The sequence below is a fragment of the Salmonella sp. 32082101201600294FB01SM01 genome (genome assembly GCF_017572865.1).
GTDB classification, from domain to species: Bacteria; Pseudomonadota; Gammaproteobacteria; order Enterobacterales; family Enterobacteriaceae; genus Salmonella; species Salmonella enterica.
Genome location: NZ_JAGESB010000002.1, coordinates 336,924 through 362,587, shown reverse-complemented (window position 1 = coordinate 362,587; position 25,664 = coordinate 336,924). Strand labels below are relative to the sequence as shown.

The 25,664-nt window shown below is 52.4% G+C and carries 24 protein-coding genes; 14 read left to right on the top strand and 10 right to left on the bottom strand.

Annotated elements, in window-relative coordinates:
* The first annotated feature begins 10 nt into the window (after positions 1–10).
* The 4 genes from stdC to J4645_RS11475 all read left to right on the top strand — a co-directional run bounded on the left by stdC (position 11) and on the right by J4645_RS11475 (position 3,220).
* Positions 11–754 (top strand): fimbrial biogenesis chaperone StdC, encoded by a 744-nt coding sequence (gene stdC, locus J4645_RS11490; protein ID WP_000798491.1) that lies wholly within the window; start codon positions 11–13, stop codon positions 752–754.
* Positions 751–1,818 (top strand): hypothetical protein, encoded by a 1,068-nt coding sequence (locus tag J4645_RS11485; protein ID WP_000141336.1) that lies wholly within the window; start codon positions 751–753, stop codon positions 1,816–1,818. Before stdC ends, J4645_RS11485 begins: the two co-directional genes overlap by 4 nt.
* A gap of 144 nt (positions 1,819–1,962) precedes the next feature.
* Complete coding sequence (locus J4645_RS11480; protein ID WP_000336255.1) at positions 1,963–2,475, top strand: CaiF/GrlA family transcriptional regulator; 513 nt, start codon at positions 1,963–1,965, stop codon at positions 2,473–2,475.
* Positions 2,462–3,220 carry a transcriptional regulator gene (locus J4645_RS11475; protein ID WP_000134789.1) on the top strand — a complete coding sequence of 253 codons (759 nt, stop codon included), beginning with the start codon at positions 2,462–2,464 and terminating at the stop codon, positions 3,218–3,220. Before J4645_RS11480 ends, J4645_RS11475 begins: the two co-directional genes overlap by 14 nt.
* 209 nt (positions 3,221–3,429) lie before the next feature.
* On the opposite strand, the gene J4645_RS11470 is transcribed toward J4645_RS11475, so the two are convergent.
* Complete coding sequence (locus J4645_RS11470) at positions 3,430–4,326, bottom strand: nickel/cobalt efflux protein RcnA (protein ID WP_071696078.1); 897 nt, start codon at positions 4,324–4,326, stop codon at positions 3,430–3,432.
* Between the two features lie 121 nt (positions 4,327–4,447).
* Here J4645_RS11470 and rcnR point away from each other — a divergent pair, with 121 nt between their 5' ends.
* On the top strand, positions 4,448–4,720 hold the full coding sequence (gene rcnR, locus J4645_RS11465; protein ID WP_000019953.1) for a Ni(II)/Co(II)-binding transcriptional repressor RcnR: 273 nt from the start codon (positions 4,448–4,450) through the stop codon (positions 4,718–4,720).
* Between the two features lie 30 nt (positions 4,721–4,750).
* Here rcnR and J4645_RS11460 read toward each other — a convergent pair whose 3' ends face one another.
* Positions 4,751–5,980 (bottom strand): amino acid permease, encoded by a 1,230-nt coding sequence (locus J4645_RS11460; RefSeq protein WP_000036842.1) that lies wholly within the window; start codon positions 5,978–5,980, stop codon positions 4,751–4,753.
* Between the two features lie 141 nt (positions 5,981–6,121).
* Complete coding sequence (locus J4645_RS11455) at positions 6,122–6,577, bottom strand: multidrug/biocide efflux PACE transporter (RefSeq protein WP_001530217.1); 456 nt, start codon at positions 6,575–6,577, stop codon at positions 6,122–6,124.
* A 103-nt stretch (positions 6,578–6,680) separates the two neighbouring features.
* Between J4645_RS11455 and J4645_RS11450 the strand changes: the two genes are divergently transcribed.
* The 6 genes from J4645_RS11450 (at position 6,681) to J4645_RS11425 (ending at position 13,519) form a co-directional block, all read left to right on the top strand.
* Positions 6,681–7,544 (top strand): LysR family transcriptional regulator, encoded by an 864-nt coding sequence (locus J4645_RS11450; RefSeq protein ID WP_023214401.1) that lies wholly within the window; start codon positions 6,681–6,683, stop codon positions 7,542–7,544.
* Positions 7,545–7,666: 122 nt separating this feature from the next.
* Complete coding sequence (locus tag J4645_RS11445; protein WP_000665979.1) at positions 7,667–8,845, top strand: acetyl-CoA C-acetyltransferase; 1,179 nt, start codon at positions 7,667–7,669, stop codon at positions 8,843–8,845.
* A 429-nt stretch (positions 8,846–9,274) separates the two neighbouring features.
* Positions 9,275–10,111 carry a 5-dehydro-4-deoxy-D-glucuronate isomerase gene (gene kduI / locus J4645_RS11440; protein ID WP_000383274.1) on the top strand — a complete coding sequence of 279 codons (837 nt, stop codon included), beginning with the start codon at positions 9,275–9,277 and terminating at the stop codon, positions 10,109–10,111.
* 56 nt (positions 10,112–10,167) lie between these two features.
* Positions 10,168–10,929, top strand: coding sequence for a 2-dehydro-3-deoxy-D-gluconate 5-dehydrogenase KduD (gene kduD / locus J4645_RS11435; protein WP_000602490.1), 762 nt, complete (start codon positions 10,168–10,170; stop codon positions 10,927–10,929).
* Positions 10,930–11,280: 351 nt separating this feature from the next.
* Positions 11,281–12,699, top strand: a complete 1,419-nt coding sequence (gene araE, locus J4645_RS11430) for an arabinose-proton symporter AraE (RefSeq protein WP_000253650.1) — start codon at positions 11,281–11,283, stop codon at positions 12,697–12,699.
* Positions 12,700–12,811: 112 nt separating this feature from the next.
* Entirely contained in the window at positions 12,812–13,519 is a 708-nt protein-coding gene (locus J4645_RS11425; RefSeq protein WP_000848629.1) for an aspartate/glutamate racemase, read from the top strand.
* On the opposite strand, the gene J4645_RS11420 is transcribed toward J4645_RS11425, so the two are convergent.
* Positions 13,491–14,426, bottom strand: a complete 936-nt coding sequence (locus tag J4645_RS11420) for a LysR family transcriptional regulator (protein WP_023214400.1) — start codon at positions 14,424–14,426, stop codon at positions 13,491–13,493. The genes J4645_RS11425 and J4645_RS11420 overlap by 29 nt on opposite strands.
* A 117-nt stretch (positions 14,427–14,543) precedes the next feature.
* On the opposite strand from J4645_RS11420, the gene lysA reads away from it, so the two are divergent.
* Complete coding sequence (gene lysA, locus J4645_RS11415) at positions 14,544–15,806, top strand: diaminopimelate decarboxylase (protein WP_023214399.1); 1,263 nt, start codon at positions 14,544–14,546, stop codon at positions 15,804–15,806.
* Positions 15,807–15,815: 9 nt separating this feature from the next.
* On the opposite strand, the gene J4645_RS11410 is transcribed toward lysA, so the two are convergent.
* Positions 15,816–16,838 carry a LacI family DNA-binding transcriptional regulator gene (locus tag J4645_RS11410; RefSeq protein ID WP_000968338.1) on the bottom strand — a complete coding sequence of 341 codons (1,023 nt, stop codon included), beginning with the start codon at positions 16,836–16,838 and terminating at the stop codon, positions 15,816–15,818.
* 10 nt (positions 16,839–16,848) lie between these two features.
* Complete coding sequence (gene galR / locus J4645_RS11405) at positions 16,849–17,877, bottom strand: HTH-type transcriptional regulator GalR (RefSeq protein ID WP_000201030.1); 1,029 nt, start codon at positions 17,875–17,877, stop codon at positions 16,849–16,851.
* 592 nt (positions 17,878–18,469) lie between these two features.
* Between galR and aas the strand changes: the two genes are divergently transcribed.
* On the top strand, positions 18,470–20,629 hold the full coding sequence (gene aas, locus J4645_RS11400; RefSeq protein WP_000896101.1) for a bifunctional acyl-ACP--phospholipid O-acyltransferase/long-chain-fatty-acid--ACP ligase: 2,160 nt from the start codon (positions 18,470–18,472) through the stop codon (positions 20,627–20,629).
* Entirely contained in the window at positions 20,622–21,824 is a 1,203-nt protein-coding gene (lplT, locus tag J4645_RS11395) for a lysophospholipid transporter LplT (RefSeq protein WP_023213842.1), read from the top strand. Before aas ends, lplT begins: the two co-directional genes overlap by 8 nt.
* A gap of 86 nt (positions 21,825–21,910) precedes the next feature.
* On the opposite strand, the gene J4645_RS11390 is transcribed toward lplT, so the two are convergent.
* The 4 genes from J4645_RS11390 to mutH form a co-directional block, all read right to left on the bottom strand.
* Positions 21,911–22,951, bottom strand: a complete 1,041-nt coding sequence (locus J4645_RS11390) for an NADP(H)-dependent aldo-keto reductase (RefSeq protein ID WP_000558960.1) — start codon at positions 22,949–22,951, stop codon at positions 21,911–21,913.
* A 190-nt stretch (positions 22,952–23,141) separates the two neighbouring features.
* A complete protein-coding gene (locus tag J4645_RS11385) occupies positions 23,142–23,360 on the bottom strand; it encodes a YgdI/YgdR family lipoprotein (protein WP_000758662.1) in 219 nt (72 codons plus the stop codon).
* A 170-nt stretch (positions 23,361–23,530) separates the two neighbouring features.
* Complete coding sequence (locus J4645_RS11380) at positions 23,531–24,244, bottom strand: TerC family protein (RefSeq protein WP_000895635.1); 714 nt, start codon at positions 24,242–24,244, stop codon at positions 23,531–23,533.
* A gap of 181 nt (positions 24,245–24,425) precedes the next feature.
* Positions 24,426–25,121 carry a DNA mismatch repair endonuclease MutH gene (gene mutH, locus J4645_RS11375; protein WP_001274930.1) on the bottom strand — a complete coding sequence of 232 codons (696 nt, stop codon included), beginning with the start codon at positions 25,119–25,121 and terminating at the stop codon, positions 24,426–24,428.
* Positions 25,122–25,664 lie beyond the last annotated feature (543 nt).

Below are 25,664 nucleotides of genomic sequence, written 5' to 3'. Positions count from 1 at the left end.
GAGAAAACAGGTGAAAAACAGCAGAAGAAGCCGTGTGATTTTACTCGCACTGGCGGCAGCATGGAGCCAGTGCAGCCCGGCGGCCGTCAATGTTGACCGGACCCGTATTATCATGGATGCGCCGCAGAAAACGGTGGCCATCACGCTGAATAACGATGACAAAACCACGCCGTTCCTGGCGCAGTCCTGGGTGACGGATGCTGACGGGGTGAGAACGGATGCGCTGATGGCGCTGCCGCCGCTGCAGCGTATTGATGCCGGACAGAAATCCCAGGTCCGCATCACCCAGGTTCGTGGGCTGACAGATAAGCTCCCTCAGGACAGGGAAACGCTGTTCTGGTTTAACGTGCGGGGCGTTCCCCCGAAGCCGGAAGACGACAACGTCCTGCAGCTGGCCATGCAGAGCCAGCTGAAACTGTTTTACCGTCCGAAAGCCATTATCAGAAGCAGCAATGACCAGCCGGAAAGAAAGCTGACCGCTGAGCGGAATGCGGGACACCTGACCCTCAGAAACCCGACGCCGTACTACATCACTGTGGCGTGGCTGGGAGCAGACCGTAGCCACAGGCTCAGCGGTTTCCGCGAGGGCGTGATGGTGCCGCCCCTGGGGAGCCTGCCTTTAAAGGCTGTTCTGCCGGCAGAAACCCGGACGCTGTGGGTGGGGTATATTGATGATTACGGTGGACTGCAGATGAACCGCTACGCCTGCGATGCCCTGAACTGCGCGTTTAAGGACGCAGGGGCGACATCATGACAGAATGGATTTTTAATCTGAAAACAAAACTGACCGTGCTGGTGATGATGTTGTGCTCTTTATGTGTGACTAAAGTGTATGCGGTTGAGCCAAGCCTGAATGAATGTATCATTACCTCTGGTCAGAATATTAATTTTAAAAACATAAATATAACAAACGATAATTACACCCCGGGTCCGGGGACAGTTGTCAGCACAATAACTCAGAAGTTCACTTATTCGTGTAATATATCATCTTTGATTTCAGGTAAACCACCTTTACTGTTATTAAATCAGCCTTATTTCAGAGATTTTACCAAAAAGTTAGACAGTATGGGCCTGGGTTTTCAGGTGTCCGTTACCGACGCTCCTGTCTTAACCTGGGACGATATTAAAGGGATATCGCAGGGAGGAAATGAGCCTAAAGTGGAATTTGGACAGCCTTTACCTCCAGGGCTCACGACACGAACCGCAACTGTAAAAATGGACTTCTTATATCTGACAGCCTACAAAGAGAGCAGTGCTGTGTACACTTTTTCCGGTATAAATAATGTGATGAATGTTGTTCCGGTAAATTATGCTCAAAGAAACAACGGATTTGTTTTATCTGGTTTTAATGTGAGAATTCTCAGAAACGGATTGGGTAAAGTTGACATTGTTCCATTACAGGTCAACTTTGGGCATATTTATACGACTTATGAACCTTCACAGACCAGACAGGCAAATTTTACAGTGATCGCCAGGCAGGTTTTACGACCGGCTATGGGACAGGAATTCACGATCCCTCTGGCCATCACCTTCGGGAAAGGTGCGCTGACACAGGATACCGGGCAAACTCTGAATCTTGTCAGTCTGGATGGCCCCAACAAAGGTCAGCCTAATGGACTCCGGCTTTCAATAAAAGATGATAAAGGAAAAGAGATTACTTTTGATAAACAAGAAGTACTGGGGGATATTACTATTACAGGAACTGTCACCGGTAATGTGTCGAAGGTATATACTGCAGTAATAACCCCGACCCCGGGGGGAAGTGTAAAGACAGGAAAGTTTTCTGCTGCAATACCCGTTACTGTTACCTATAACTAATCGGGGGTGACAGATAATAAAAATAAAAGAGCTGACTGAGTTATCGGGGAACTAATCCCGAATAAACCCACATTAATAATAAATACTATTTAAGAGCTGTTCTTCACCTCCGGAAAATTATTTACCCAGTTATGGAGAGGTTTTATGTGCCCTGATAATACACACGCAAAAAAGCAGTACCTTATCCCAGGTAACGATATTCATTATCCCGGACAGACCAACCATGATGCCTGTTTTATTCCGGTAAGTGTCCGCCAGTATGCCGGCGAGCCCCTGTATATCATCGTGGCACACTGGTGCCTGTTGCAGCAGAACTGGGTTCAGCGTAACCAGATAGCAGAGGCGTTTCACATCACGGCCAGACGGGCCAGCTACCTGATTGCCTATCTGCGAAGCAAAACATCACGGGTGGTCAGCATCTGCCGTCACCAGACCCTGCCCAATAAAGCACGACGCTATGAGATTTATGTTATCCGGGTTCTTGACAGTCCCACCCCGTCCACGCGCCGTGAAAAGGCCGGACCGCCACCGGTATCAAAACGCCGGGTCGGTAATGGTGACAGGTCGATGGCAAATGAACTGTGGAACCGGCTGTGCAGTAACAGAAATGCGGGAAAGATCCTGAAAAAGAAGGAGAATGAGGATGACGGAACATAACCGGATACCGGCCCGGCAGATTATCGTTTACGGTGACTGCTGGCCGGTGACGATCGCCGTGGCACACCTGGTCCGGAGATTTCTGCCGAGCTGCAACTGTGAAACCGCATACAGGCTGCCTGTTCTGTTGCAGCAATTACGTCGGAAACCGGAGGCCATACTGATACTATGTCTGCGTCCCCGTGAACATCTCTTTTTGTTCTATTCCCTGAGACAGATACTGCCGGACTACCCGGTTATGATTATCAGCGATGAGCTGTTTTTCAGCGACCGGGTGGTACTGAAGGTATACGGCGGCATCCCGGCGCTGCTGGAGCAGGAACTGGCGGAGATACTTATCCGGGGGCGGCGGGGTGAACAGTGGGCCGGGGGCGCACGCCTGCGCAGGACAGGAGAGCTGGACGCCTTTTTGTTATCTCCGGCTCCGGTGACGGGCTTTCTGGAAGTGCCACCGATATTTAACAATCCGAAGCGGTTGATGAACTATATGGACCAGTTGATGCACCGGGAGATACTGGCATGCGGAGTGAGCCTGGCCCAGTTACGCTTGCTTCAGGAAGTTTACCGTGGACGGGGAAGGTTGTCAGCGTTGTGTGGAAGGCTGAATACGCAGGAGAAGCAAATCTGGCAGGACAAATACCGGTTACTGGTGAAGTTGGGAATGCGGAACCGATTACGGGAACTGCTGTTTGGTACCCGGTTTTGTAAATCACTGCAGCGAACTCCGTTTATCGCTCCGCAATAACCCGCCTCCGGCGACTCTATCCAGAAACCCTGAAACGCCGGCTAAACCCGGTGGCGGTGGGGTATGTTTTGCCTGTGGTGTAGTGGAGTAAAATACAGAATTCAGGCGGGACGCTGAATGTATGACCTTTCATACCGTTTGATAAGTAAAAACGCTTCTGGAATGAAACCCGACGTGAATGATACGGCCTGAGCAGAAGCGTTACATATTTACTGCATGATCTCGGTATAGCCATGAATTCCCATATACACGCCGACCAGACCAATCAGAATGCTCGAAAAATAGGGCGCCCGCCGGGCAAGCGTCGAAAAACCACTCCAGCGCTTTGCTGCCTGCTGAACGCTTATCGCCGCGCCCACGCCTACCGTCACCAGCGTTAATGCCAGGCCAAGACTAAAGCTCAGCACCATCGTGGCGCCCAGCGTAAACGCTTTAAGCTGGATACAAATCAGTAAAACGGTGATCGCAGCCGGACAGGGGATAAGCCCTCCGGTCAGGCCGAACAGCAGGATCTGTCCATTAGTCACTGTTTGACCATCAAAACGGCGTTGAATATCGGCAGCATGGGCGCGTTCATGGGCATCCTGATACGCTTTTGACGTTGCGCCTTCCGGATGTATGTGACCATGATGGTCGTGGTCGTGGTCGTGGTCGTGGTCGTGGTCGTGGTCGTGGTCGTGGTCGTGGTCGTGGTCGTGGTCGTGGTCGTGGTCGTGGTCGTGGTCGTGATGGTGGTCGTGATGGTGGTTTCCCGCCAGCCACTGCTGCTCGCCTCGCCATGTCCGCCAGAACATCCAGCACGCGGTGCTCAGAATAATAATCGCAGAAATTAACTGCAGCCATGGTTCCACTGATTGTGCGGTGAATGCCCGGCTAAGATACATCCCACCCAGCGCGATTAACCAGACGATCGCGGTATGAGAAAGCGTTGCTGCCAGACCGAGCATGACGGCCTGTTTAACCGTACCTTTAATGGCAATGATAAAAGCCGCCATCATAGTTTTGGAGTGCCCTGGTTCAAGCCCGTGCAAAATACCTAATAAAATGGCGCTGGGAATGAAGAACCAGCCGTTTCCTTGCTGAAGAAGTGTCGAAAATTCACCCATGAGAATGATTCTTAGTTGTTTTATGTGGGTGTCATTCTACTCCCCCCTAGTATGGAATACTACCCCCCAGTAGCATCGTAATGCTATAATTTGTATTCGTTAATGTTAGTGAGGTGTTGCAATGTCACATACCATCCGGGACAAACAAAAGCTTAAAGCCAGAACCAGCAAGATTCAGGGACAGGTGATAGCGCTAAAAAAAATGCTGGATGAACCGCATGAATGCGCGGCCGTGTTACAACAGATCGCGGCGATTCGCGGCGCGGTAAATGGCTTAATGCGCGAGGTGATTAAAGGGCATCTGACCGAGCATATCGTTCATCAGAGTGATGAAGCCAGACGTGAAGAAGATCTGGACGTAATATTAAAGGTGCTGGATTCTTATATAAAATAGCCGGGAGTTATATCCCGGCTATCTTTTACTTTAGCTGAAAAACATCACCGATACGCAAAGTAAACCGACGACCAACGTAATGAAATTACCTACTGAACGGTAGGGTTTCAATGCCGGTATCAGGTACGTTGACAACGTGGGCATAATAAACAGAATCATCGCAATGAGCGGGCCGCTAATGGCATAAATCATAGAGATGGCATTCGGGTTAATACAGCAAATAATAAACGTAATCCCGGAAACCAGCATGATAGACAGCGCGCGATTGAACGCCCGGCTTTTTTTCACGCCAACCTGCTGTAGGGTGGTTCTTACCATTTCGGTTGCGCCCTCGATGACGCCGAAATAGGTGCCGAGGAAAGATTTCGACATGGCCACGACGGCAACGATAATACCGGAAATAGAGAGCCAGGCCGGCGCATTGGGCATCATCGAGAGCGCGGAAAGGATGGTAACGCCTTCGTTGCGCGCGTCTTCAATGTATGACGGCGGAATGGAGAGCAGGCAGCTAAAGACAAAGAATAGCACGCTCAGGCAGATAATCAGGTAGGCGACCTTCATGATCTTTCTGCATTTATCCATGGCCTGATCGCCAAAATTTTCCCGTCTGTCGATGGCAAACGTCGAAATAATGGGCGTATGGCTAAAAGCAAAAACCATCACCGGAATAGAAATCCATACCTGGTGCAACGTGTGACTATCCAAAGACATCTGCCCGGTCAGTAACGAAGGTTGCCAGCTTCCGGTTAAGTAGAGCGAAAGGAACAAGAAGTAAGCGATAAGTGGAAAGACTAAAAAGCCCATTACGCGAAGAGTGGCATGTCTTCCCATTAAGAAAATCATATTCAGGATAAGTACTACGCCGAAGCTAACTGCCATCCGGATGCGAATATCTATCTGAATATGCTTCGCTAATTGCTCTGTCAGGGAATTGGTAATCGCCACAGCATAAATTAATACCACGACAAAAAACGCAATGAAATAAAGCGTGGTAATAATACTGCCGATTTTCTTGCCGTAATAATGAGTAACGGCGCCAGTAATTCCCTCACCGGCAGAAGTCTTTGAGGAAAGAATAAACTGACACAGCGCCTTATGCGGCCAGTATGTCAGCGGCCAGGCGACCAGCGCGGTAATAAATAGCACGATTGCGCCTGCCGATCCCAACTGGATGGGAAGGAAAAGAGTGCCTGCGCCTACAGCCGTTCCGTATAATGCAAAACTCCAGAGAGTCTCATCTTTTGACCAAATTTTAGACATTATTTGAATTTATCAACTATAAAACACACAAAAAGAAGCGCAATTTACCATAAATAGCGTCAGTTGGGGGCGTTTTAAGCAGATGGATGTCGTGGAGGAGGAGGGCCGGGAGCGTTGCGATCCCGGCAAAAAAGAGCAATATCATGCACTAACGCGCTGTTGGCGGCGGGTCACTATTCGCTGGCGTAAAACATCGTATGCCCAGTTGTACAGCATCGTGTACGGTAAAAAGAACAGGAAGAAACCAATTTCCAGGGTGAATGCTTGTAGCAGGCTGACATTCAGTACCCAGGCGACAATACTCACGCCAATGACAATAAACCCACTTTCAAATCCTAACGCATGGAGTGCGCGCACTTTGGCGGTTCGTCTCACCTGATGCGCAGGCCACAGTCGATCAAACAGAGCGTTATAAATGATATTCCAGATCATGGCCGTCGTTGCCAGCAATATCGTCAGGCCGCCCATCTCCAGCACCGAGCGCTGCATTAGCCAGGCGGTCGTTGGCGCCAGTATCGCAGTCGCAATACCTTCAAAACAGACAGCATGGAGAATACGCTCCGGCAGCGAGCGGCGTTGTATGGCGTCATGTTGCATAAACGAAAAAACCTTACTCTTAATCAAACGAAAGAAATTTCCGCTATTTTATCGTTTAATGTGATACCTAAAAGATAACATCCATCGATAAAATAGATATGTTATGCGTTACTCACCTGAAGCGTTAATGGCATTTGTTGAGACCGTCTCTTGCGGTTCGTTTTCTGCGGCGGCGCGCCGCCTGCGTAAAAGCCAGTCCACCATTAGTACCGCCATTGCGCATCTGGAGGCGGATCTGGGATTTTCATTATTTGATCGATCTTCGCGCCAGCCCGTTCTGACCGAAGAAGGAAAACGGGTGCTTAGCTATGTTCAGGCTATTTTATCGGCGAGCGATCGTCTGGATGAGGTGGCGCTGACATTATCCGGCGAGACGGAGGCAAGACTCACGTTCGTCCTCTCTGATACCCTGCACCCTGACAGTCTGGAAGAGTTAATGGCGCAGTTTGATCGTCAATTTCCGCATACCGAGTTTGAATGTTTGATCGGAGAAAATGATGATGTCATCGACCTGCTGCAAAAAGGGCGCGCCCAGATAGGCCTGATTGAAGCGCGTGATGACTATCCCACAAACATTGGCGCGATGCGTCTGCCTGTTCAAAGCTGGATGGGGGTTTATGTGGCGACCACGCATCCGTTGGCGTCGCAGACGAACCTGCAATGGGAGCAACTGCATACCTGGCGCGAGCTGCGTCTGAATACCTACCTTGAATCTAACGCCAACATTACGCGCGGCCCGGCCTGGTCAGCGCCAAACTATTTATTGCTGTTGAGCATGGCGGTTCAGGGATTTGGCTGGTGCGTATTGCCCTGCGCGCTGGTGGAAGAGTTTGCGGCGGAAAAACCGCTGGCGCAGCTGGATGTTCCTGGCTGGCCGAGGGCGATTGCTATTGATTTGCTGTGGAACAAGAAAACGCCGCCCGGAACGGCGGGGAACTGGCTTCGCTACCATTTGCAGCAGAAATAAGCTGCGTCACCGTCAAATCAGCGTCATTTCCTTTGTGATAAAACTCACTTTTTTTAAACAATCAAGATAACTAATTTTAACAATGCTCTACTATGGCGGTGTCATTTTGCGCTGAGGTGGTAATGAAAGAGGTTGTGATAGTGGGGGCTTTACGGACACCCATCGGCTGTTTTCAGGGAACGCTGGCCCGTCATTCCGCCGTCGAGCTGGGGAGCATGGTCGTAAAAGCGTTAATTGAGCGCACCGGCGTGGACGCTAACGCTATCGATGAGGTCATCCTCGGTCAGGTACTGACGGCTGGCGCCGGGCAGAATCCGGCGCGCCAGTCAGCCATCAAAGGAGGGCTGCCGACAACCGTTTCCGCCATTACCATTAATGACGTTTGTGGTTCCGGTTTAAAAGCGTTGCACCTGGCGACGCAGGCTATTCAGTGCGGCGAAGCGGACATTGTTATTGCGGGCGGGCAGGAGAATATGAGCCGTGCGCCGCATGTCCTCAATGACAGCCGTACCGGCGCGTTGCCTGATGCCGACAATCTGGTGGATAGTCTGGTACATGATGGCTTATGGGATGCCTTCAACGATTATCACATTGGCGTGACGGCAGAAAACCTGGCGCGGGAATATGGCATCAGCCGCGAGTTACAGGATGCTTATGCGCTCAGTTCGCAACAAAAAGCCAGGGCCGCGATTGATACCGGACGTTTTAAAGATGAGATTGTCCCCATCGTCACGCAACGTAATGGGCAGACCGCAATTGTCGATACGGATGAACAACCGCGGGCCGACGCCAGTGCGGAGGGGTTAGCCCTGCTGCATCCGGCGTTTGATAGTTTAGGTTCGGTGACGGCGGGTAATGCCTCCTCAATCAACGATGGCGCCGCCGCGGTGATGATGATGAGCGAGGCGAAAGCCCAGGCGCTGGGGCTGCCGGTGCTGGCGCGCATCCGCGCGTTTGCCAGCGTCGGCGTCGATCCTGCGCTAATGGGGATTGCGCCGGTATATGCTACCCGGCGCTGTCTGGAGCGTGCCGGCTGGCAACTGGCGGAGGTCGACCTTATCGAAGCCAACGAAGCGTTTGCCGCCCAGGCGTTGTCGGTAGGAAAAATGCTGGAATGGGATGAGCGACGGGTAAACGTTAATGGCGGCGCGATTGCGCTGGGGCATCCTATTGGCGCTTCCGGCTGTCGAATTCTGGTTTCACTGGTGCACGAAATGGTTAAACGCGACGCGCGAAAAGGCCTGGCGACGCTGTGTATTGGTGGCGGCCAGGGCGTTGCTTTAACCATTGAACGCGATTGATCCTGCGCCAGCCATCCTTTTTCTGCTTCATTATTCCGTCATAAAAAGCCCTCTATCACGAGGGCAAAGCCAGTAACAGAACCCCCTTTTTCGTTATAGCGCGGAACGTCTTGCCGCGTCGGGCATTGCAGACGCATACCGCTTTTAATTCAATTCGCACATCAGACCTCGTTCTAAAACAAGCTTCAATTTTTATCTGAGTAACCGCATACAGCACCTGGCGCACATGTCTGAAAATCATACAAGTGTATAAGTTTTAGCGCCGATCGTGATCGCTACAGCAGTTTTAAAAATAACCAACCATATAAATGAAACGTTGTTTTATTTATTGTTGAAAACCTTCATCCAGGCGACTATGATGCCGTTAAATAAATCAAAACAGTGTTTTGATTTTATGCCATTGCGATCGATTTATCATTGGAGGGAAAAGTGGACGTAAGGCAAAGCATCCATAGCGAGCACGCTAAAACGCTGGACACCCAGGCGCTGCGACGCGAGTTTTTAATAGAAAATATTTTTGTCGCTGATGAATATACGATGGTCTACAGCCATATCGACCGTATTATTGTCGGCGGCATTATGCCCGTCAGCCATTCTGTTGAAATCGGCGGAGAGGTGGGTAAACAGCTTGGCGTTTCCCGGTTACTGGACCGGCGCGAGCTGGGCGTCATTAATATTGGCGGCGCGGGCGCCATTATCGTTGACGGGCAGCGCCATGACATTGGTCATCGTGATGCTCTGTATATTGGTAAAGGGGCGAAAGAGCTGGTCTTCGTCAGCAATGAGGCGAGCAGACCGGCGAAGTTTTATTACAACTGCGCGCCAGCGCATACCGCTTATCCGACGAAAAAAGTGTCGCCTGCCGACGTTGCGCCCGTCACCTTAGGCGATAACCTCACCAGTAACCGTCGCACCATCAATAAATACTTCGTACCGGATGTACTGGAAACCTGTCAGCTCAGTATGGGACTCACCGAACTGGCGCCCGGCAATCTATGGAACACCATGCCATGCCATACCCATGAGCGCCGTATGGAAGTTTACCTCTATTTCAATATGGAAGAAGACAGTTGCGTTTTCCATATGATGGGGCAGCCTCAGGAAACCCGTCATATTGTGATGCGTAATGAACAGGCGGTTATTTCCCCAAGCTGGTCAATACATTCCGGCGTTGGCACCAAAGCCTATACGTTTATTTGGGGCATGGTGGGAGAAAATCAGGTCTTCGATGACATGGATCACGTTGCGGTACAAGATCTGCGCTAGTCGCGACCGGTGATAACGCCTGTGCGTGACAGGCATGACAAAAATAAGGATTAACAATGATTTTGAATGCATTTTCTCTTGAGGGTAAAGTCGCGGTTGTGACGGGGTGCGATACCGGATTGGGGCAGGGGATGGCGTTAGGGCTGGCGGAAGCGGGCTGTGACATTGTCGGTATTAACATTGTTGAACCGACGGAAACTATTGCGCGCGTCACCGCTCTGGGACGTCGTTTTTTAAGCCTGACAGCCGATCTGCGTCAAATCGATGGTATTCCGGCATTACTGGAACGGGCGGTGGCGGAATACGGTCATATTGATATTCTGGTGAATAACGCGGGTTTGATCCGTCGTGAAGATGCGATTGATTTCACGGAAAAAGACTGGGATGACGTCATGAACCTGAACATCAAGAGCGTGTTCTTTATGTCTCAGGCGGCGGCAAAACATTTTATTGCCCAGGGCAACGGCGGCAAAATTATTAATATCGCGTCTATGCTCTCCTTCCAGGGCGGCATTCGCGTTCCGTCTTATACCGCGTCGAAAAGCGGCGTAATGGGAATAACACGTCTGATGGCGAACGAGTGGGCGAAACACAATATCAATGTGAACGCTATCGCACCGGGCTATATGTCTACGAATAATACCCAGCAATTGCGCGCTGATGCACAACGTAGCGCCGAAATTCTCGACCGTATTCCGGCTGGACGTTGGGGGCTACCGGGCGATTTAATGGGCCCGGTAGTCTTCCTGGCATCCAGCGCCGCTGATTATATTAACGGCTATACCATAGCGGTAGATGGCGGTTGGCTGGCGCGTTAATCCGCTACTGACAAATGCGTTTCTGGGAAAATCGACTCTTTGGCCGAAAAACTGATAAAGCCCTGTCCTGGTACAGGGTTTTTTATGATCTCATTAGCATAGTCCATATTGTGGGTTTAACTTAATCCATATATTGTTAAATAATAGCTATGATCAATGCTTTAATTCATTGAAATATTGGTGGTTTAAAAGAATACCCGGCAACGGCGTTAAATTTAAAAAGTGTAATATCCATCACATATCGCTATAGCGTAGCCATTTAATCCATATTTATGCCGTTTCCAGCCTGACACTTGAGGAAGAGTATCCCGTACTTTCAGGCTATGTCTTACTCTGTTGTGGCAGGAAAATATGGTCTCTATTAATCATGACTCTGCTTTAACGCCGCGTTCGCTTCGCGACACACGACGTATGAATATGTTTGTTTCGGTTTCTGCAGCGGTAGCGGGACTGTTATTTGGTCTGGATATCGGCGTTATCGCCGGGGCGCTGCCTTTTATTACCGACCATTTCGTACTGACCAGCCGGCTGCAGGAATGGGTCGTCAGCAGTATGATGCTTGGCGCGGCAATTGGCGCATTATTTAACGGCTGGCTTTCATTCCGGCTGGGGCGTAAGTATAGCCTGATGGCCGGCGCGATTTTGTTTGTGCTCGGCTCGCTGGGGTCGGCGTTTGCTTCCAGCGTGGAAGTATTGATTGGCGCCCGCGTGATACTGGGCGTAGCAGTAGGGATTGCCTCCTATACCGCGCCGCTTTATCTATCTGAAATGGCAAGTGAAAATGTTCGCGGCAAAATGATCAGTATGTATCAACTGATGGTGACGTTAGGCATTGTGCTGGCTTTTTTATCCGATACGGCATTCAGCTACAGCGGCAACTGGCGCGCGATGTTGGGCGTACTGGCGCTGCCTGCGGTGTTGCTCATTATTCTGGTGGTATTCCTGCCGAATAGTCCGCGCTGGCTGGCGCAAAAAGGTCGCCATATTGAAGCGGAAGAGGTGCTGCGTATGCTGCGCGATACCTCGGAAAAAGCCCGTGATGAACTGAATGAGATTCGGGAAAGCCTCAAACTCAAGCAGGGCGGGTGGGCATTATTTAAAGCTAACCGCAATGTTCGCCGCGCCGTGTTCCTCGGTATGCTGCTACAGGCAATGCAGCAGTTCACCGGCATGAACATCATTATGTACTATGCGCCGCGCATTTTTAAAATGGCCGGCTTTACCACCACGGAACAGCAAATGATCGCTACGCTGGTGGTCGGACTGACCTTTATGTTCGCGACGTTTATCGCCGTCTTTACGGTAGATAAGGCCGGGCGTAAACCGGCGTTAAAAATCGGTTTCAGCGTAATGGCGTTAGGGACATTGGTGTTGGGCTACTGCCTGATGCAGTTTGATAACGGTACGGCATCAAGCGGCCTCTCCTGGCTTTCCGTTGGGATGACGATGATGTGTATCGCCGGTTACGCGATGAGCGCCGCTCCGGTGGTGTGGATACTGTGTTCGGAAATCCAGCCGCTGAAATGCCGTGATTTTGGCATTACCTGTTCAACCACGACAAACTGGGTATCGAACATGATCATCGGCGCGACATTCCTGACTCTGTTGGACAGCATTGGCGCGGCAGGTACATTCTGGCTCTACACCGCGCTGAATATCGCTTTTATCGGCATCACTTTCTGGCTGATTCCGGAAACCAAAAATGTCACCCTGGAGCACATCGAACGCAAGCTGATGGCGGGCGAGAAGCTAAGAAATATTGGCGTGTAATCCCCCCTCCCATGCCGGATAACGCCTGTTATCCGGCATGATGAAAAATAGACTGGAAACGGATGTGTAAGTTTGTTTCACTGCCATAATGCTTTAAAAAAAGGAGAGCGCAGTGAAAACGATCGGGCTGTTGGGGGGGATGAGCTGGGAATCGACTATCCCTTATTACCGTTTAATCAATGAAGGCATTAAACAGCAGTTGGGAGGCCTGCACTCGGCGAGCTTACTGCTGCATAGCGTAGATTTTCACGATATTGAAGTATGTCAACGCCGCGGCGAATGGGATAAAGCGGGCGATATCCTGGCGCAGGCCGCGCAGGGGTTACAGCAGGCGGGCGCAGAAGGCATTGTGCTGTGTACCAACACCATGCATAAAATCGCGCACATTATTGAATCTCGTTGTTCTCTGCCTTTCCTACACATCGCGGATGCTACCGGGCGAGCTATCGCCCGTCAGGGGTTGCATCGCGTGGCGCTATTAGGGACTCGCTATACGATGGAGCAGGATTTTTATCGCGGGCGGCTGGAACAGCAATTTGCGATTGAGACCATCGTGCCGGAGGCGGACGATCGGGCGCGTATCAATCAGGTCATTTTTGACGAGCTCTGTCAGGGGACATTCACTGACGCGTCGCGCCACTATTATTTACAGGTTATCGAACAACTGGCTGCGCAAGGCGCGCAGGGCGTTATTTTTGGCTGCACTGAAATAGGTTTGCTTGTTCCCCAGACGCAAAGCGCGCTACCGGTTTTCGATACCACGGCAATTCATGCCGCAGATGCCGTGAGCTTTATGCTTTCGTCATCGGCCCCAGAATAACCTCCAGCGGTTCGACCAGGCGCGAAAGGTGCGTTTGTAAATGCTTACTGAAGGCGTCAACCAGCGCGGAGGCGGGGCGGTGTAGCGGGCGAATCAGGCTGACGGTAAAGGGCACGTCAATGCTGAAGCGGCGAACGGTGACGCCGCTGGCGGCATAGTCCAGCGCGGTTAGCGGGTTAACGATCGAAACGCCCGCCCCGGCGCGCACCATCGCGCAGACGGAGGCCGCGCTATGCGTTTCCACCACCATTCTGCGCTTCACCTGATGTTCGGCAAATAACGTATCCAACAACTGTCGATAGCTGTCCAGACGGGAGAGGCTGATAAAGTTTTCCCCCTGAAAATCGTCTGGCGTCAGTACCGTTTTGGCGGCAAGCGGATGGTCGCAGGGCAGTACGCACACTTCATTTAGCGTTAGTAACTCGGTACGGGTTGTTCCTGCCGGGGCATGAAGCGTCTCCGTCAGCCCTAAGTCGTGGCGCTGGGCGGAGAGCCACTCTTCCAGCAACGGCGACTCCTGCGGCACAATATTCAGGCTGACATCCGGATAACGCGCCAGAAAAGGCGGTAGTAACGGCGGCAAAAAGGATTGTGAAAAGACCGGCAGGCAGGCGATAGAGAGCTCGCTCTGACGGAACTCGCGCAGACTTTCCGCCGCGCTGACGATGCGATCCAACCCATACCAGGAGCGTTGTACCTCTTCGAACAGGCGTAGCCCTTGCACCGTCGGATGTAAACGCCCGCGTGTGCGCTCAAACAGCGTTAATCCCAGCACTTTCTCAAAACGCGCCAGCTCGCGACTGACGGTAGGCTGCGAGGTATGCAGCAGCCGCGCCGCTTCGGTGAGATTTCCGGCGGTCATTACGGCATGAAAAATTTCAATGTGACGTAAATTAACGGCAGCCATACGTTTTCCTGAATCATTTATCCCATATCATTTTTGCATAGACTGACAATAAAACGATATTTTTTATTCTTTCTAAGGTATGGCGTAATCGTTAAAAAGCCTGTTCCGGAGTTTGTTATGTCATTGTCGCATTATTACGCTGAAACTGACCTTAACGCTGAAAATTTGCTCAGATTGCCTGCTGAATTCGGCTGTCCGGTCTGGGTCTATGACGCGCACATTATTCGCCGTCAGATAGCCGCCCTGCAGCAGTTTGACGTCGTGCGTTTTGCGCAAAAAGCCTGTTCGAACATTCATATCCTGCGCTTAATGCGCGCGCAGGGCGTCAAGGTGGATTCTGTTTCATTGGGGGAGATCGAACGTGCGCTGGCGGCGGGCTACGATCCGCAAACGTGCCCTGATGATATCGTTTTTACCGCCGATGTGATTGATGCCGCCACGCTGGCGCGCGTCAGTGAACTGCATATTCCGGTCAATGCCGGCTCGGTAGATATGCTGACGCAGCTTGGTCAGGTTTCGCCTGGGCATCGCGTCTGGTTGCGCGTGAATCCTGGCTTTGGTCACGGCCACAGCCAGAAAACCAACACCGGGGGCGAAAACAGCAAACACGGCATCTGGCATAGCGATCTTCCGGCGGCGCTGGCGGTAATGCAGAAATACCGACTGAAACTTGTCGGTATCCATATGCACATTGGTTCCGGCGTCGATTATGGTCATCTGGAGCAGGTTTGCGGCGCGATGGTACGCCAGGTACTGGAATGTGGTCAGGATGTGGAGGCGATTTCGGCAGGCGGCGGACTCTCGATACCTTATCGTGAGGGAGAAGAGCCCGTTGATACGCGTCATTACTATGGCCTGTGGAACGCGGCGCGCGAGCAAATCGCCCGCCATCTGGGACATGCGGTCAAACTTGAGATCGAACCCGGACGTTTTCTGGTGGCGCAATCAGGCGTGCTGGTAACGCAGGTGCGTAGCGTAAAACAGATGGGAAGCCGCCATTTCGTGCTGGTAGATGCGGGTTTTAACGATCTGATGCGCCCGGCGATGTACGGTAGCTATCACCGTATTTCGGCGCTGGCGGCGGATGGTCGCGCGCTTGAAAATGGCCCGAGGGTCGAGACGGTGGTCGCCGGGCCGCTATGCGAATCAGGCGATGTTTTTACGCAGCAGGAAGGGGGAATGGTTGAAACACGCGCCTTACCTGCGGTCATCCCCGGCGATTACCTCGTATTGCACGATACCGGCGCGTACGGCGCGTCTATGTCATCGAATTACAACAGCCGCCCGCTCCTGCCGGAAGTACTGTTTGACAATGGACAGGCGCGGCTGATCCGCCGTCGTCAGACCATTGAAGAGCTGTTAGCGCTGGAGATGCTCTGAAGCGCATCATTAGGCCGGACGTTGAAAAAACGGGCCTGCGGCGACGGACTCGCGCAGAATCAGCGTGCCGGTAAAGGGCGGGATCGGGGCGACCGGCTCGCTGTTCGCCAGACGAACGGCCTGATCGATTGCGGTGGCTATCATATCCTCGATGGGTAAATAGACTGTTGAAAGCCCCGGTTCAAGCCAGGTTGCGCCCGGCGCATCGTCAAAACCAAACAGCGACACATCCTGCGGGATGCGTAATCCGGCCTGGCGCAGCGCTTTTGCCGCGCCCAGCGCCGTGTCATCATTACAGGCGAATAGCGCGCTAAACGTGACGCCTTCCTCCAGTAATTCCCGGCAGGCGTCATAGCCGCGCGTCAGCGTGTAATCGCCGTATTTCACTTTTGCCGGTTGCCAGGGAATGCCATATTTTTCCAGCGCCTTGCGATAACCCGCTACGCGTGATGTGCCGGTGGGAGTATGAACAGGCAGCGTAATACAGGCGATATCGCGATGGCCCTGCGTAATCAGATATTCCACCGCCTGGAATGCCGCCGTCTCCTGCTCGAAGAAAATAGCGCGATCGCGGGCCTGAGTGACGTTGCGATTAATAATCACCAGCGGCATTTCCGTGGCGTCAATCAACGACAAAATCGCCGGCTCATCCATATAGCGAGTGTAAAGAATAATAGCGTCGCACTGTCTGTCGGCCAACATTTGTACGGCTTTCTGCTCTCGTTCCGGCGTATCGTGACCATCGGTGACGATCAACTGCTTGTTATGAAACTCCGCCTGGCGCGACGCCCGGCGCAACAAACTGCCAAAATAGAAGCCGTCAAACGTAGAGACGACCAGACCGATGCTGTTGCTGGTGCGATTCGCCAGCGAGCGTGCCAGCAGGTTGGGGCGATAGTCCAGAGCCTGCATCGCCGTAAACACTTTCTGGCGCGTGCTTTCTTTTACCTGCCCCGTCCCATTCAGCACTCGTGAGACGGTGGCCTTTGATACGCCCGCATGGCGGGAAACATCCAGCATTGTCGCCATCATGCTACCCTGATTAATCGGTTGTCGACAGGTGTCCGGTATCCGTCGGCGTGGATACCGAATGTCGGCGTACCAGTGTCGGACTAAATACATGAGTTACTTCTGGCGTAGGGCATTTCCCCGCCAACGCTAACGCCAGCTCCGCCGCCTGTGTCGCCATGGTGACGATCGGATACCGAATGGTGGTCAGTCGGGGACGCACATAGCGTGAGACCAGTACATCATCAAAACCGATGAGCGATACTTCGCCCGGCACCCCCACGCCATTATCATTTAATACTCCCATCGCGCCAGCCGCCATCGAGTCGTTATAGCAGGCCACCGCGGTAAAATTTCTGCCGCGACCTAATAACTCAGTCATCGCCTGCTCGCCGCCGCTTTCATCCGGTTCGCCGAACGTCACCAGCCGATCGTTAGCCGGGATATGGCTTTCCGCCAGCGCATCGTAATAGCCCCTCAGGCGATCTTCGGCATCAGAGATGGTGTGGTTGGAACAGATATACCCAATACGCGTATGACCTTGCTGGATCAGATGTCGGGTCGCCAGCCATGCCCCGTAACGGTCATCCAGCGCGACACAGCGGTGTTCTAACCCCGGTAAAATGCGGTTAATCAGCACCATGCCGGGGATTTGCTTCATTAATGAGGCCAGGTCCGCATCCGGAATCATTTTGGCGTGTACCACTAACGCTGCGCAACGATGACGAATCAACTGTTCAATAGCCTGACGCTCTTTTTGTTCGTTATGATACCCGTTGCCAATCAGTAAAAAATTTCCGGTGTGATACGCCACCTGTTCAACGGCTTTCACCATCGCGCCGAAAAAAGGATCGGAAACGTCGCCGACCACCAGACCGAGGGTTTCCGTTGCCTGCTGTGCCAGCGCGCGCGCGTTGGCGTTAGGGTGATAGCTCAGGGACTCCATTGCGCTGGTCACCGCCAGCCGGGACGCTTCGCTGGCTTTTGGCGAATCGTTAATAACGCGAGAAACGGTGGCGACTGAAACACCGGCCAGTCGGGCTACATCTTTTATGGTCGCCATGATAATACCTATAGTGGGTAAACGCTTACATTACGCCAGTTTTACGGAAAATGAACGTCTGTTCAAGCCTCTTGCCCCGCCGTGTCGGGCAAATGTGACCTGCACGGGAGAAATGCGTCTGTAAAGTGACAATACAAATCTTTCGTTACAGTTTGCGAAGCGCTGTTGCGATTGTCTGCTGGCAGGCCAGCGAGTCAGGTTGATAGAGTGGTGATCCCAGAGGTATTGATAGGTGGAATCAACGTCATTGTTGATCACACGAATTACACCAACCTGCGTAGAGATGCGCAGGTTTTTTTTTGTTTCGCCTGAACCTGTAACAGTAACGGATAATTTACACAACTCGTTGCATTTCCGTTTATTCCTTTGCGTTTTCGGACTGGCGATGCAGACGCGCGAAGCCCACAATCAAGATCCCAGAGGTATTGATTGGTGAGATTATTCGGTACGCTCTTCGTACCTGTCTCTTGCACCAACCTGCGCGGATGCGCAGGTTTTTTTTCGAACCTATTTTGCTATCGCTCCTGTTACGCAACTCGTGTAATCTGCCACAATTCATGTTTTAGCGAATTGTCGGCCAAAGGGAGTTGAAATGCTGTTTGGATTTTTCCGTAACCTGTTTCGCGTGCTTTATCGTGTGCGCGTCACTGGCGATGTCCGGGCGCTACAGGGGAACCGGGTCTTAATTACCCCCAATCACGTTTCATTTATCGATGGTATGCTACTGGCGCTGTTTTTGCCGGTACGGCCTGTCTTTGCGGTATATACCTCCATCAGCCAGCAATGGTATATGCGCTGGTTAACGCCGCTGATCGATTTTGTGCCGCTCGATCCCACTAAACCCATGTCCATTAAACACCTGGTGCGCCTGGTGGAGCAGGGGCGTCCAGTGGTGATTTTCCCGGAAGGGCGGATTTCCGTGACCGGCTCGCTGATGAAAATTTATGACGGCGCAGGCTTTGTGGCGGCAAAATCGGGCGCAACCGTCATTCCGCTCCGTATTGACGGCGCGGAGCTTACGCCTTTCAGTCGCCTTAAAGGTCTGGTTAAACGGCGCTTATTCCCCCGCATTCAGCTTCATATTTTACCGCCGACGCAAATACCGATGCCGGAAGCGCCGCGCGCGCGCGACAGACGTAAGATAGCGGGTGAGATGCTGCACCAGATCATGATGGAAGCGCGTATGGCGGTGCGCCCGCGCGAGACGTTATACGAATCGTTGCTGGCGGCGCAATATCGTTACGGCGCAGGTAAAAACTGTATTGAGGACATTAACTTTACGCCGGATACGTATCGTAAGTTACTGACCAAGACGCTTTTTGTTGGCCGGATTCTGGAAAAGTACAGCGTTGAGGGCGAGAAAATCGGTTTAATGCTGCCGAATGCCGCCATCAGCGCGGCGGTGATTTTCGGCGCGGTTTCTCGTCGCCGCATTCCGGCCATGATGAACTACACGGCGGGGGTAAAAGGGCTGACCAGCGCGATTACCGCGGCGGAAATTAAAACGATTTTTACCTCCCGCCAGTTCCTCGATAAAGGTAAATTGTGGCACCTGCCGGAGCAGCTAACGCAGGTTCGCTGGGTTTACCTGGAAGATTTAAAAGCGGACGTCACGCCCGCCGACAAGCTGTGGATTTTTGCCCACCTCCTGGCGCCGCGACTGGCGCAGGTAAAACAGCAGCCGGAAGACGCGGCGATCATTCTTTTTACCTCCGGCTCGGAAGGGCACCCGAAAGGGGTGGTGCACAGTCATAAAAGCATTCTGGCGAACGTCGAGCAGATAAAAACGATTGCGGATTTCACCGCCAATGACCGTTTTATGTCGGCGCTGCCGCTCTTTCACTCGTTCGGTTTGACGGTGGGCCTGTTTACGCCGTTGTTGACCGGCGCGGAAGTGTTTCTTTATCCAAGTCCGCTGCACTATCGCATTGTGCCGGAACTGGTCTATGACCGTAACTGTACCGTGCTGTTTGGTACATCAACCTTCCTCGGCAACTATGCGCGCTTTGCCAATCCGTATGATTTTTATCGCCTGCGCTATGTGGTGGCCGGTGCGGAAAAACTTCAGGAGAGCACTAAACAACTGTGGCAGGATAAATTCGGTCTGCGCATTCTTGAGGGCTACGGGGTAACGGAATGCGCGCCAGTAGTCTCGATTAACGTGCCGATGGCGGCTAAGCCGGGTACTGTTGGCCGCATTCTGCCTGGCATGGACGCGCGTCTGCTGGCGGTGCCCGGTATTGAAAACGGCGGTCGGCTACAGCTGAAAGGGCCGAATATCATGAATGGCTATCTGCGCGTGGAAAAACCGGGCGTGCTGGAGGTGCCGTCAGCGGAAAACGCCAGAGGCGAAACCGAGCGCGGGTGGTACGACACGGGTGACATTGTACGCTTCGATGAAAATGGTTTTGTGCAGATTCAGGGGCGCGCGAAACGCTTTGCGAAAATTGCTGGCGAAATGGTCTCGCTGGAGATGGTCGAGCAACTGGCGCTTGGCGTTTCGGCGGACAAAATGCACGCTACCGCCATTAAAAGCGATGCCAGCAAAGGTGAAGCGCTGGTACTGTTTACGACTGACAGCGAACTCACCCGAGAAAAGTTACAGCACTATGCCCGTGAACACGGTATTCCGGAACTTGCCGTCCCGCGCGATATCCGTTATCTGAAACAGCTTCCCTTACTTGGCAGCGGAAAACCCGATTTTGTCACGCTGAAAAGCTGGGTGGATGCGCCGGAACAACATCATGAGTGAGTCAGTACGCACTAACACCTCCATCTGGTCGAAAGGGATGCTGTCGGTGATTGTCGCGCAGTTTCTCTCGGCTTTTGGCGATAATGCGCTGCTGTTTGCGACGCTGGCGCTGCTGAAAGCCCAGTTTTATCCGGACTGGAGCCAGCCTGTTCTGCAAATGGTGTTTGTGGGCGCTTACATTCTTTTTGCGCCGTTTGTCGGTCAGATCGCGGACAGCTTTGCCAAAGGCCGGGTGATGATGGTCGCCAATGGCCTTAAACTGGCGGGAGCGGCAGGTATCTGCCTCGGCGTGAATCCTTTTGTCGGTTATACGTTGGTCGGGATTGGCGCGGCGGCTTATTCTCCAGCGAAATACGGCATTCTGGGCGAACTGACGACAGGCGATAAGCTGGTTAAAGCCAATGGTCTGATGGAAGCTTCTACTATTGCGGCGATTTTGCTCGGTTCTGTCGCTGGCGGCGTATTGGCCGACTGGCATGTCATCGCCGCGCTGGTTGCCTGCGCGTTGGCCTACGCTGGCGCAGTGGCGGCGAACCTGTTTATCCCGAAGCTTGTGGCGGCGCGTCCAGGACAATCCTGGCGGTTGGCGGCGATGACGCGTAGCTTTTTCTGCGCTTGCGTTGTCCTTTGGCGTAACGGTGAAACGCGTTTTTCGCTGGTGGGCACCGGCTTATTTTGGGGCGCAGGCGTGACGCTGCGTTTTCTGCTGGTACTGTGGGTGCCGGTGGCGCTGGGCATTATGGATAACGCCACGCCGACTTACCTGAACGCCATGGTGGCGGTAGGGATTGTGGTCGGCGCGGGCGCGGCGGCAAAACTGGTGACGCTGGAGACCGTATCGCGCTGTATGCCCGCCGGGATTTTGATTGGCGTTGTGGTTGCGATCTTCTCATTACAGCACGCATTGCTGCCTGCTTATGCCTTGTTGCTGTTGATAGGTATGCTGGGCGGCTTTTTTGTGGTGCCGCTCAACGCCTTGCTCCAGGAGCGCGGTAAGAAGAGCGTTGGCGCCGGGAATGCCATTGCCGTACAAAATCTGGGCGAGAATAGCGCCATGCTATTAATGCTGGGACTGTACTCGCTGGCGGTGCTGGTTGGCGTTCCGGCAGTGGCGATAGGTATCGGCTTTGGCGTGCTGTTCGCGCTGGCGATCGCGGCGCTGTGGATCTGGCAGCGCCGGCAGGCATCATACTGAGTGAATATGCCGGGCGGCGAGTGCGCGTTATCCGGCTTACATTGTCTCTGTAAGCCCGGAAGCGTAGCGCCACCGGGCACTGACTATCACGGTGCCGGGTAGGTATAAACCTGATGCGCCGCCTCAATCTCCGCCAGGACCTCTTCGCTTAACGTCAGATGCAGACTTTCCACATTCGTCTTGAGCTGCGCCATCGTGGTTGCGCCCAGTAACGTACTGGCGACAAACGGCTGGCGGCGAACAAAGGCCAGCGCCATCTGCGCCGGATCAAGATTGTGACGCTTCGCGATATCGACGTAGGCGGCAACGGCTTTTTGCGCCTGTTCGCCGCTGTAACGTGTGAAGCGGCTGAACAAGGTATTCCGCGCGCCTGCGGGTTTGGCCCCGTTCAGGTATTTACCGGTTAATGTGCCAAACGCCAGACAGGAATAGGCGAGCAATTCAACACCTTCATACTGGCTGACTTCCGCCAGTCCGACCTCGTAGCTGCGGTTTAACAGGCTATAGGGGTTCTGGATAGTGACAATACGCGGCAGGTCATGTTTTTCCGCCAGATGCAGATAGCGCATCACGCCAAACGCTGTCTCATTTGAAACGCCAATATAACGAATCTTACCCGCTCGCTGAAACTCACTTAGCGCGTCTAACGTCTCTAGTAGACTTACTACTGGCGTGGAGTCTGTCCAGTTATAGCCGAGTTTACCGAAGCAGTTAGTGGGGCGCTGCGGCCAGTGCACCTGATACAAATCCAGATAGTCGGTCTGCAATCGGGTCAAACTGTCGTGTAGCGCTTCGCGAATATTTTTACGATCCAGCGCCTGATGAGGCCGGATGCCTTGATCATTATTACGTGCCGGTCCGCTAACTTTGCTGGCGATGATCAGTTTTTCACGGTTGCCGCGTTTGGCGAGCCAGTTACCGATATAGGACTCCGTCAGCCCTTGTGTTTCCGGGCGCGGCGGTACCGGATACATCTCGGCGGCGTCGATAAGGTTAATGCCATTTGCGATGGCATAGTCGAGCTGTGCGTGAGCGTCGGCTTCGCTGTTTTGTTCACCAAATGTCATTGTGCCCAGCCCTAGCGTACTTACTTCGAGCGAGCTGTGGGGTATACGGTGATAGTGCATAGCCGTTTCCTTTTTATTATGAAGTCAGAAATTCCCGACAAAGGACAATAAAAATGGCAGAGGGAAGGCAAAAGGGAAAGTAAAATTGCAGGCTGCGCGGCGTAATTGTTACCGGGCGTGGTCACCACGCACCGTTACGGGACGCAGCCTGAAGGCTTGCAGAACGCTGACCTCGATCACAGGCCACCGCTTAACGTTCGATAATTTGAGACACTTCGTCACGGTTGATTTGCATCTCGTTTCCCTGTGCATCGGTATAGCTGACCAGACCGGTATCATCGTCAACTTGCGGTTTTCCATCGGTCAGGATCATACGACCATCTTTCGTCGCCATTACATAATCGCTGCTGCATCCGGATACCGCAAAAGCCAACCCTACTGCGGAAATTACAACTGCCCACTTTTTCATCCGTTTGTCCTCACGTAGCCTGCATCTGATAATAGTCTGTTAATCATATGTCTGATAATAGTCTAGTAATAACGCGCAGCTCTGCATGTCGGAAGCAGCAAAATCTTAATCTGTGAGAAGAAAGGAAATAAAGTGAGTATTCGCTCCCCCGGCGGGGGAGCGAGACAGGATTACAGTGGATTCTTTTTATTACGCAACAGGTTCAGGCTCTCTACTGCGATAGAGAAGAACATGGCGAAATAGATATACCCTTTCGGAACGTGAACGTCGAAACTTTCCAGAATCAGGGTAAAGCCAACCAGGATCAGAAAGGAGAGCGCCAGCATTTTTACCGACGGATGGCGATCGACAAACTCGCCGATGGGCCGTGCCGCAAACATCATGACGCCTACGGCAATAACGACTGCCGCCATCATAATAAACAGATGATCGGAGAGGCCAACCGCTGTGATAACTGAATCAAGGCTGAAAATAATATCCAGCAGCATAATCTGCACTATTGCGCCCAGGAAAGAAGAAACCCGGGTTTTTAACCCTTCTTCTTCGCCTTCGATGGACTCATGGATCTCCTTGCTGGCTTTCCAGATTAAAAATAACCCGCCCAGTAACAGAATGAGATCGCGAGCGGAAATCGCTTCGCCGAAAAGCTCAAACAGCGGATTAGTCAGACGAGTGACCCAGGCGATTGACGCCAGCAGCGCCAGGCGCATAACCATCGCCGCCGCCAACCCAAGCCGCCGTGCGTGGTTTCGTTGCGCCGTAGGAAGTTTTGCTACCACCAGAGAAAGAAAAATAATGTTGTCGATCCCAAGTACAATCTCCAGCAGCGTCAGCGTACCGAGCGCCAGCCAGGCATTAGGATCGGTTATCCATGCAAATAACATCGAACAAAGTCCTGCCAAAAAAAGAAGCGGTAATTATAGGCCCGTCGAGTGACGGGCGAAAGCCCAGGCTGAATTTGCGCAACCAGGAACGGTGTAAAATAGCGGCGACAATACGCTTACGTTTATCCGGCATCGGCCCGATGCGTAGCCATAGCGGAGGCGCATTTGCGTGTAATGGACGTTACGGATTCTGCAATAAAAAATGGCGAGCCAGCAGCGCCTGCGTAAAATTTTTTTTCAGATAAAATCCACGCGGTAGCGTCAAAATAGGTTCCCCGCGCGCGCCGATAGCCTCGGTGAGCGCCCTGGCATTGGCGGCTTTGGGTCGCAGTTGCAAGACTTCGCCATGACGGGCGGTAATGCGTTCCACCTGGCCCAGCACTATCATGTCCATCAGCTCTTCCCAGTCGAGGCGTAGCTGCCTGTCCTCTTCTTCACTCGGACTCCAGAGTAGCGGCGAACCTACGCGGCGTTCGGCTAACGGTATGCTGCGATCGCCTTCGACCGGTACCCATAGCACGCGCTTCAATTTATGCCGTACGTGACTTGTCTCCCAGGTCACGCCGCTGTTACCGGTTAACGGCGCCACGCAAACAAAGGTTGTTTCCAGAGGACGACCCAGACTATCCACCGGGATGGTTTTCAGTTCTACGCCTAACGCGGCGAAATCCTGCTCCGGCTTGCTCCCGGCGCTGGCGCCGAGCCAGATCTCCAGCAAGACGCCGATCCAGCCTTTGTCTCGCTTCAAATCTTTAGGCGTGGTAATGCCGGCCATCGCCGCCAGCTCGCCTAACGTATAGCCGGAAAGCTGCCGCGCCTGGGCTAACAGCAATGCTTCCGAAGCAGGCGGAGTCAGTAGCGGACAAAGAGCGGACATGACAATTACCTTAGGTCAAAAAGTGAGCAGTGATTTTATACCGTATGGGCAGAGTTTATCTTTTTCTGTGTCTTATATTCAATAGACTGATTTTTATTGCCTTTTTTGTGTTGTTTCTTCGTGTTGCGCAACGCTGAAGCGGGTTTTCCAATTCTGGTCACTGACAATAAACAGGATCTTACACTATGTTATCCACAGAAAGTTGGGATAACTGTGTAAAACCACCACTACTGTTTCCATTTACAGCCTTGACGTGCGACGAAAATCGAAAATTCAGACAAATAGTGCGTAAGTTATTGGCACAATCTGTGGATAAAACCGACGCTGGTTGATCTTTCATCAGCATAAGGATCTTAGATGTGATACTGGTCACGCTTTATGAAGGCGGCATGTAAGATTTGTCTATAACACAATGAATATAAGGCACTATTTTTACTGTTTTCAGCATGAGGAATTCAGACTGTTCTGGGTTTTCCCGTGGTAATTCCATACTTCTTCACAACTATATCCACAGAAAAGGTGAATAAAATGGCGCAAGGGGGT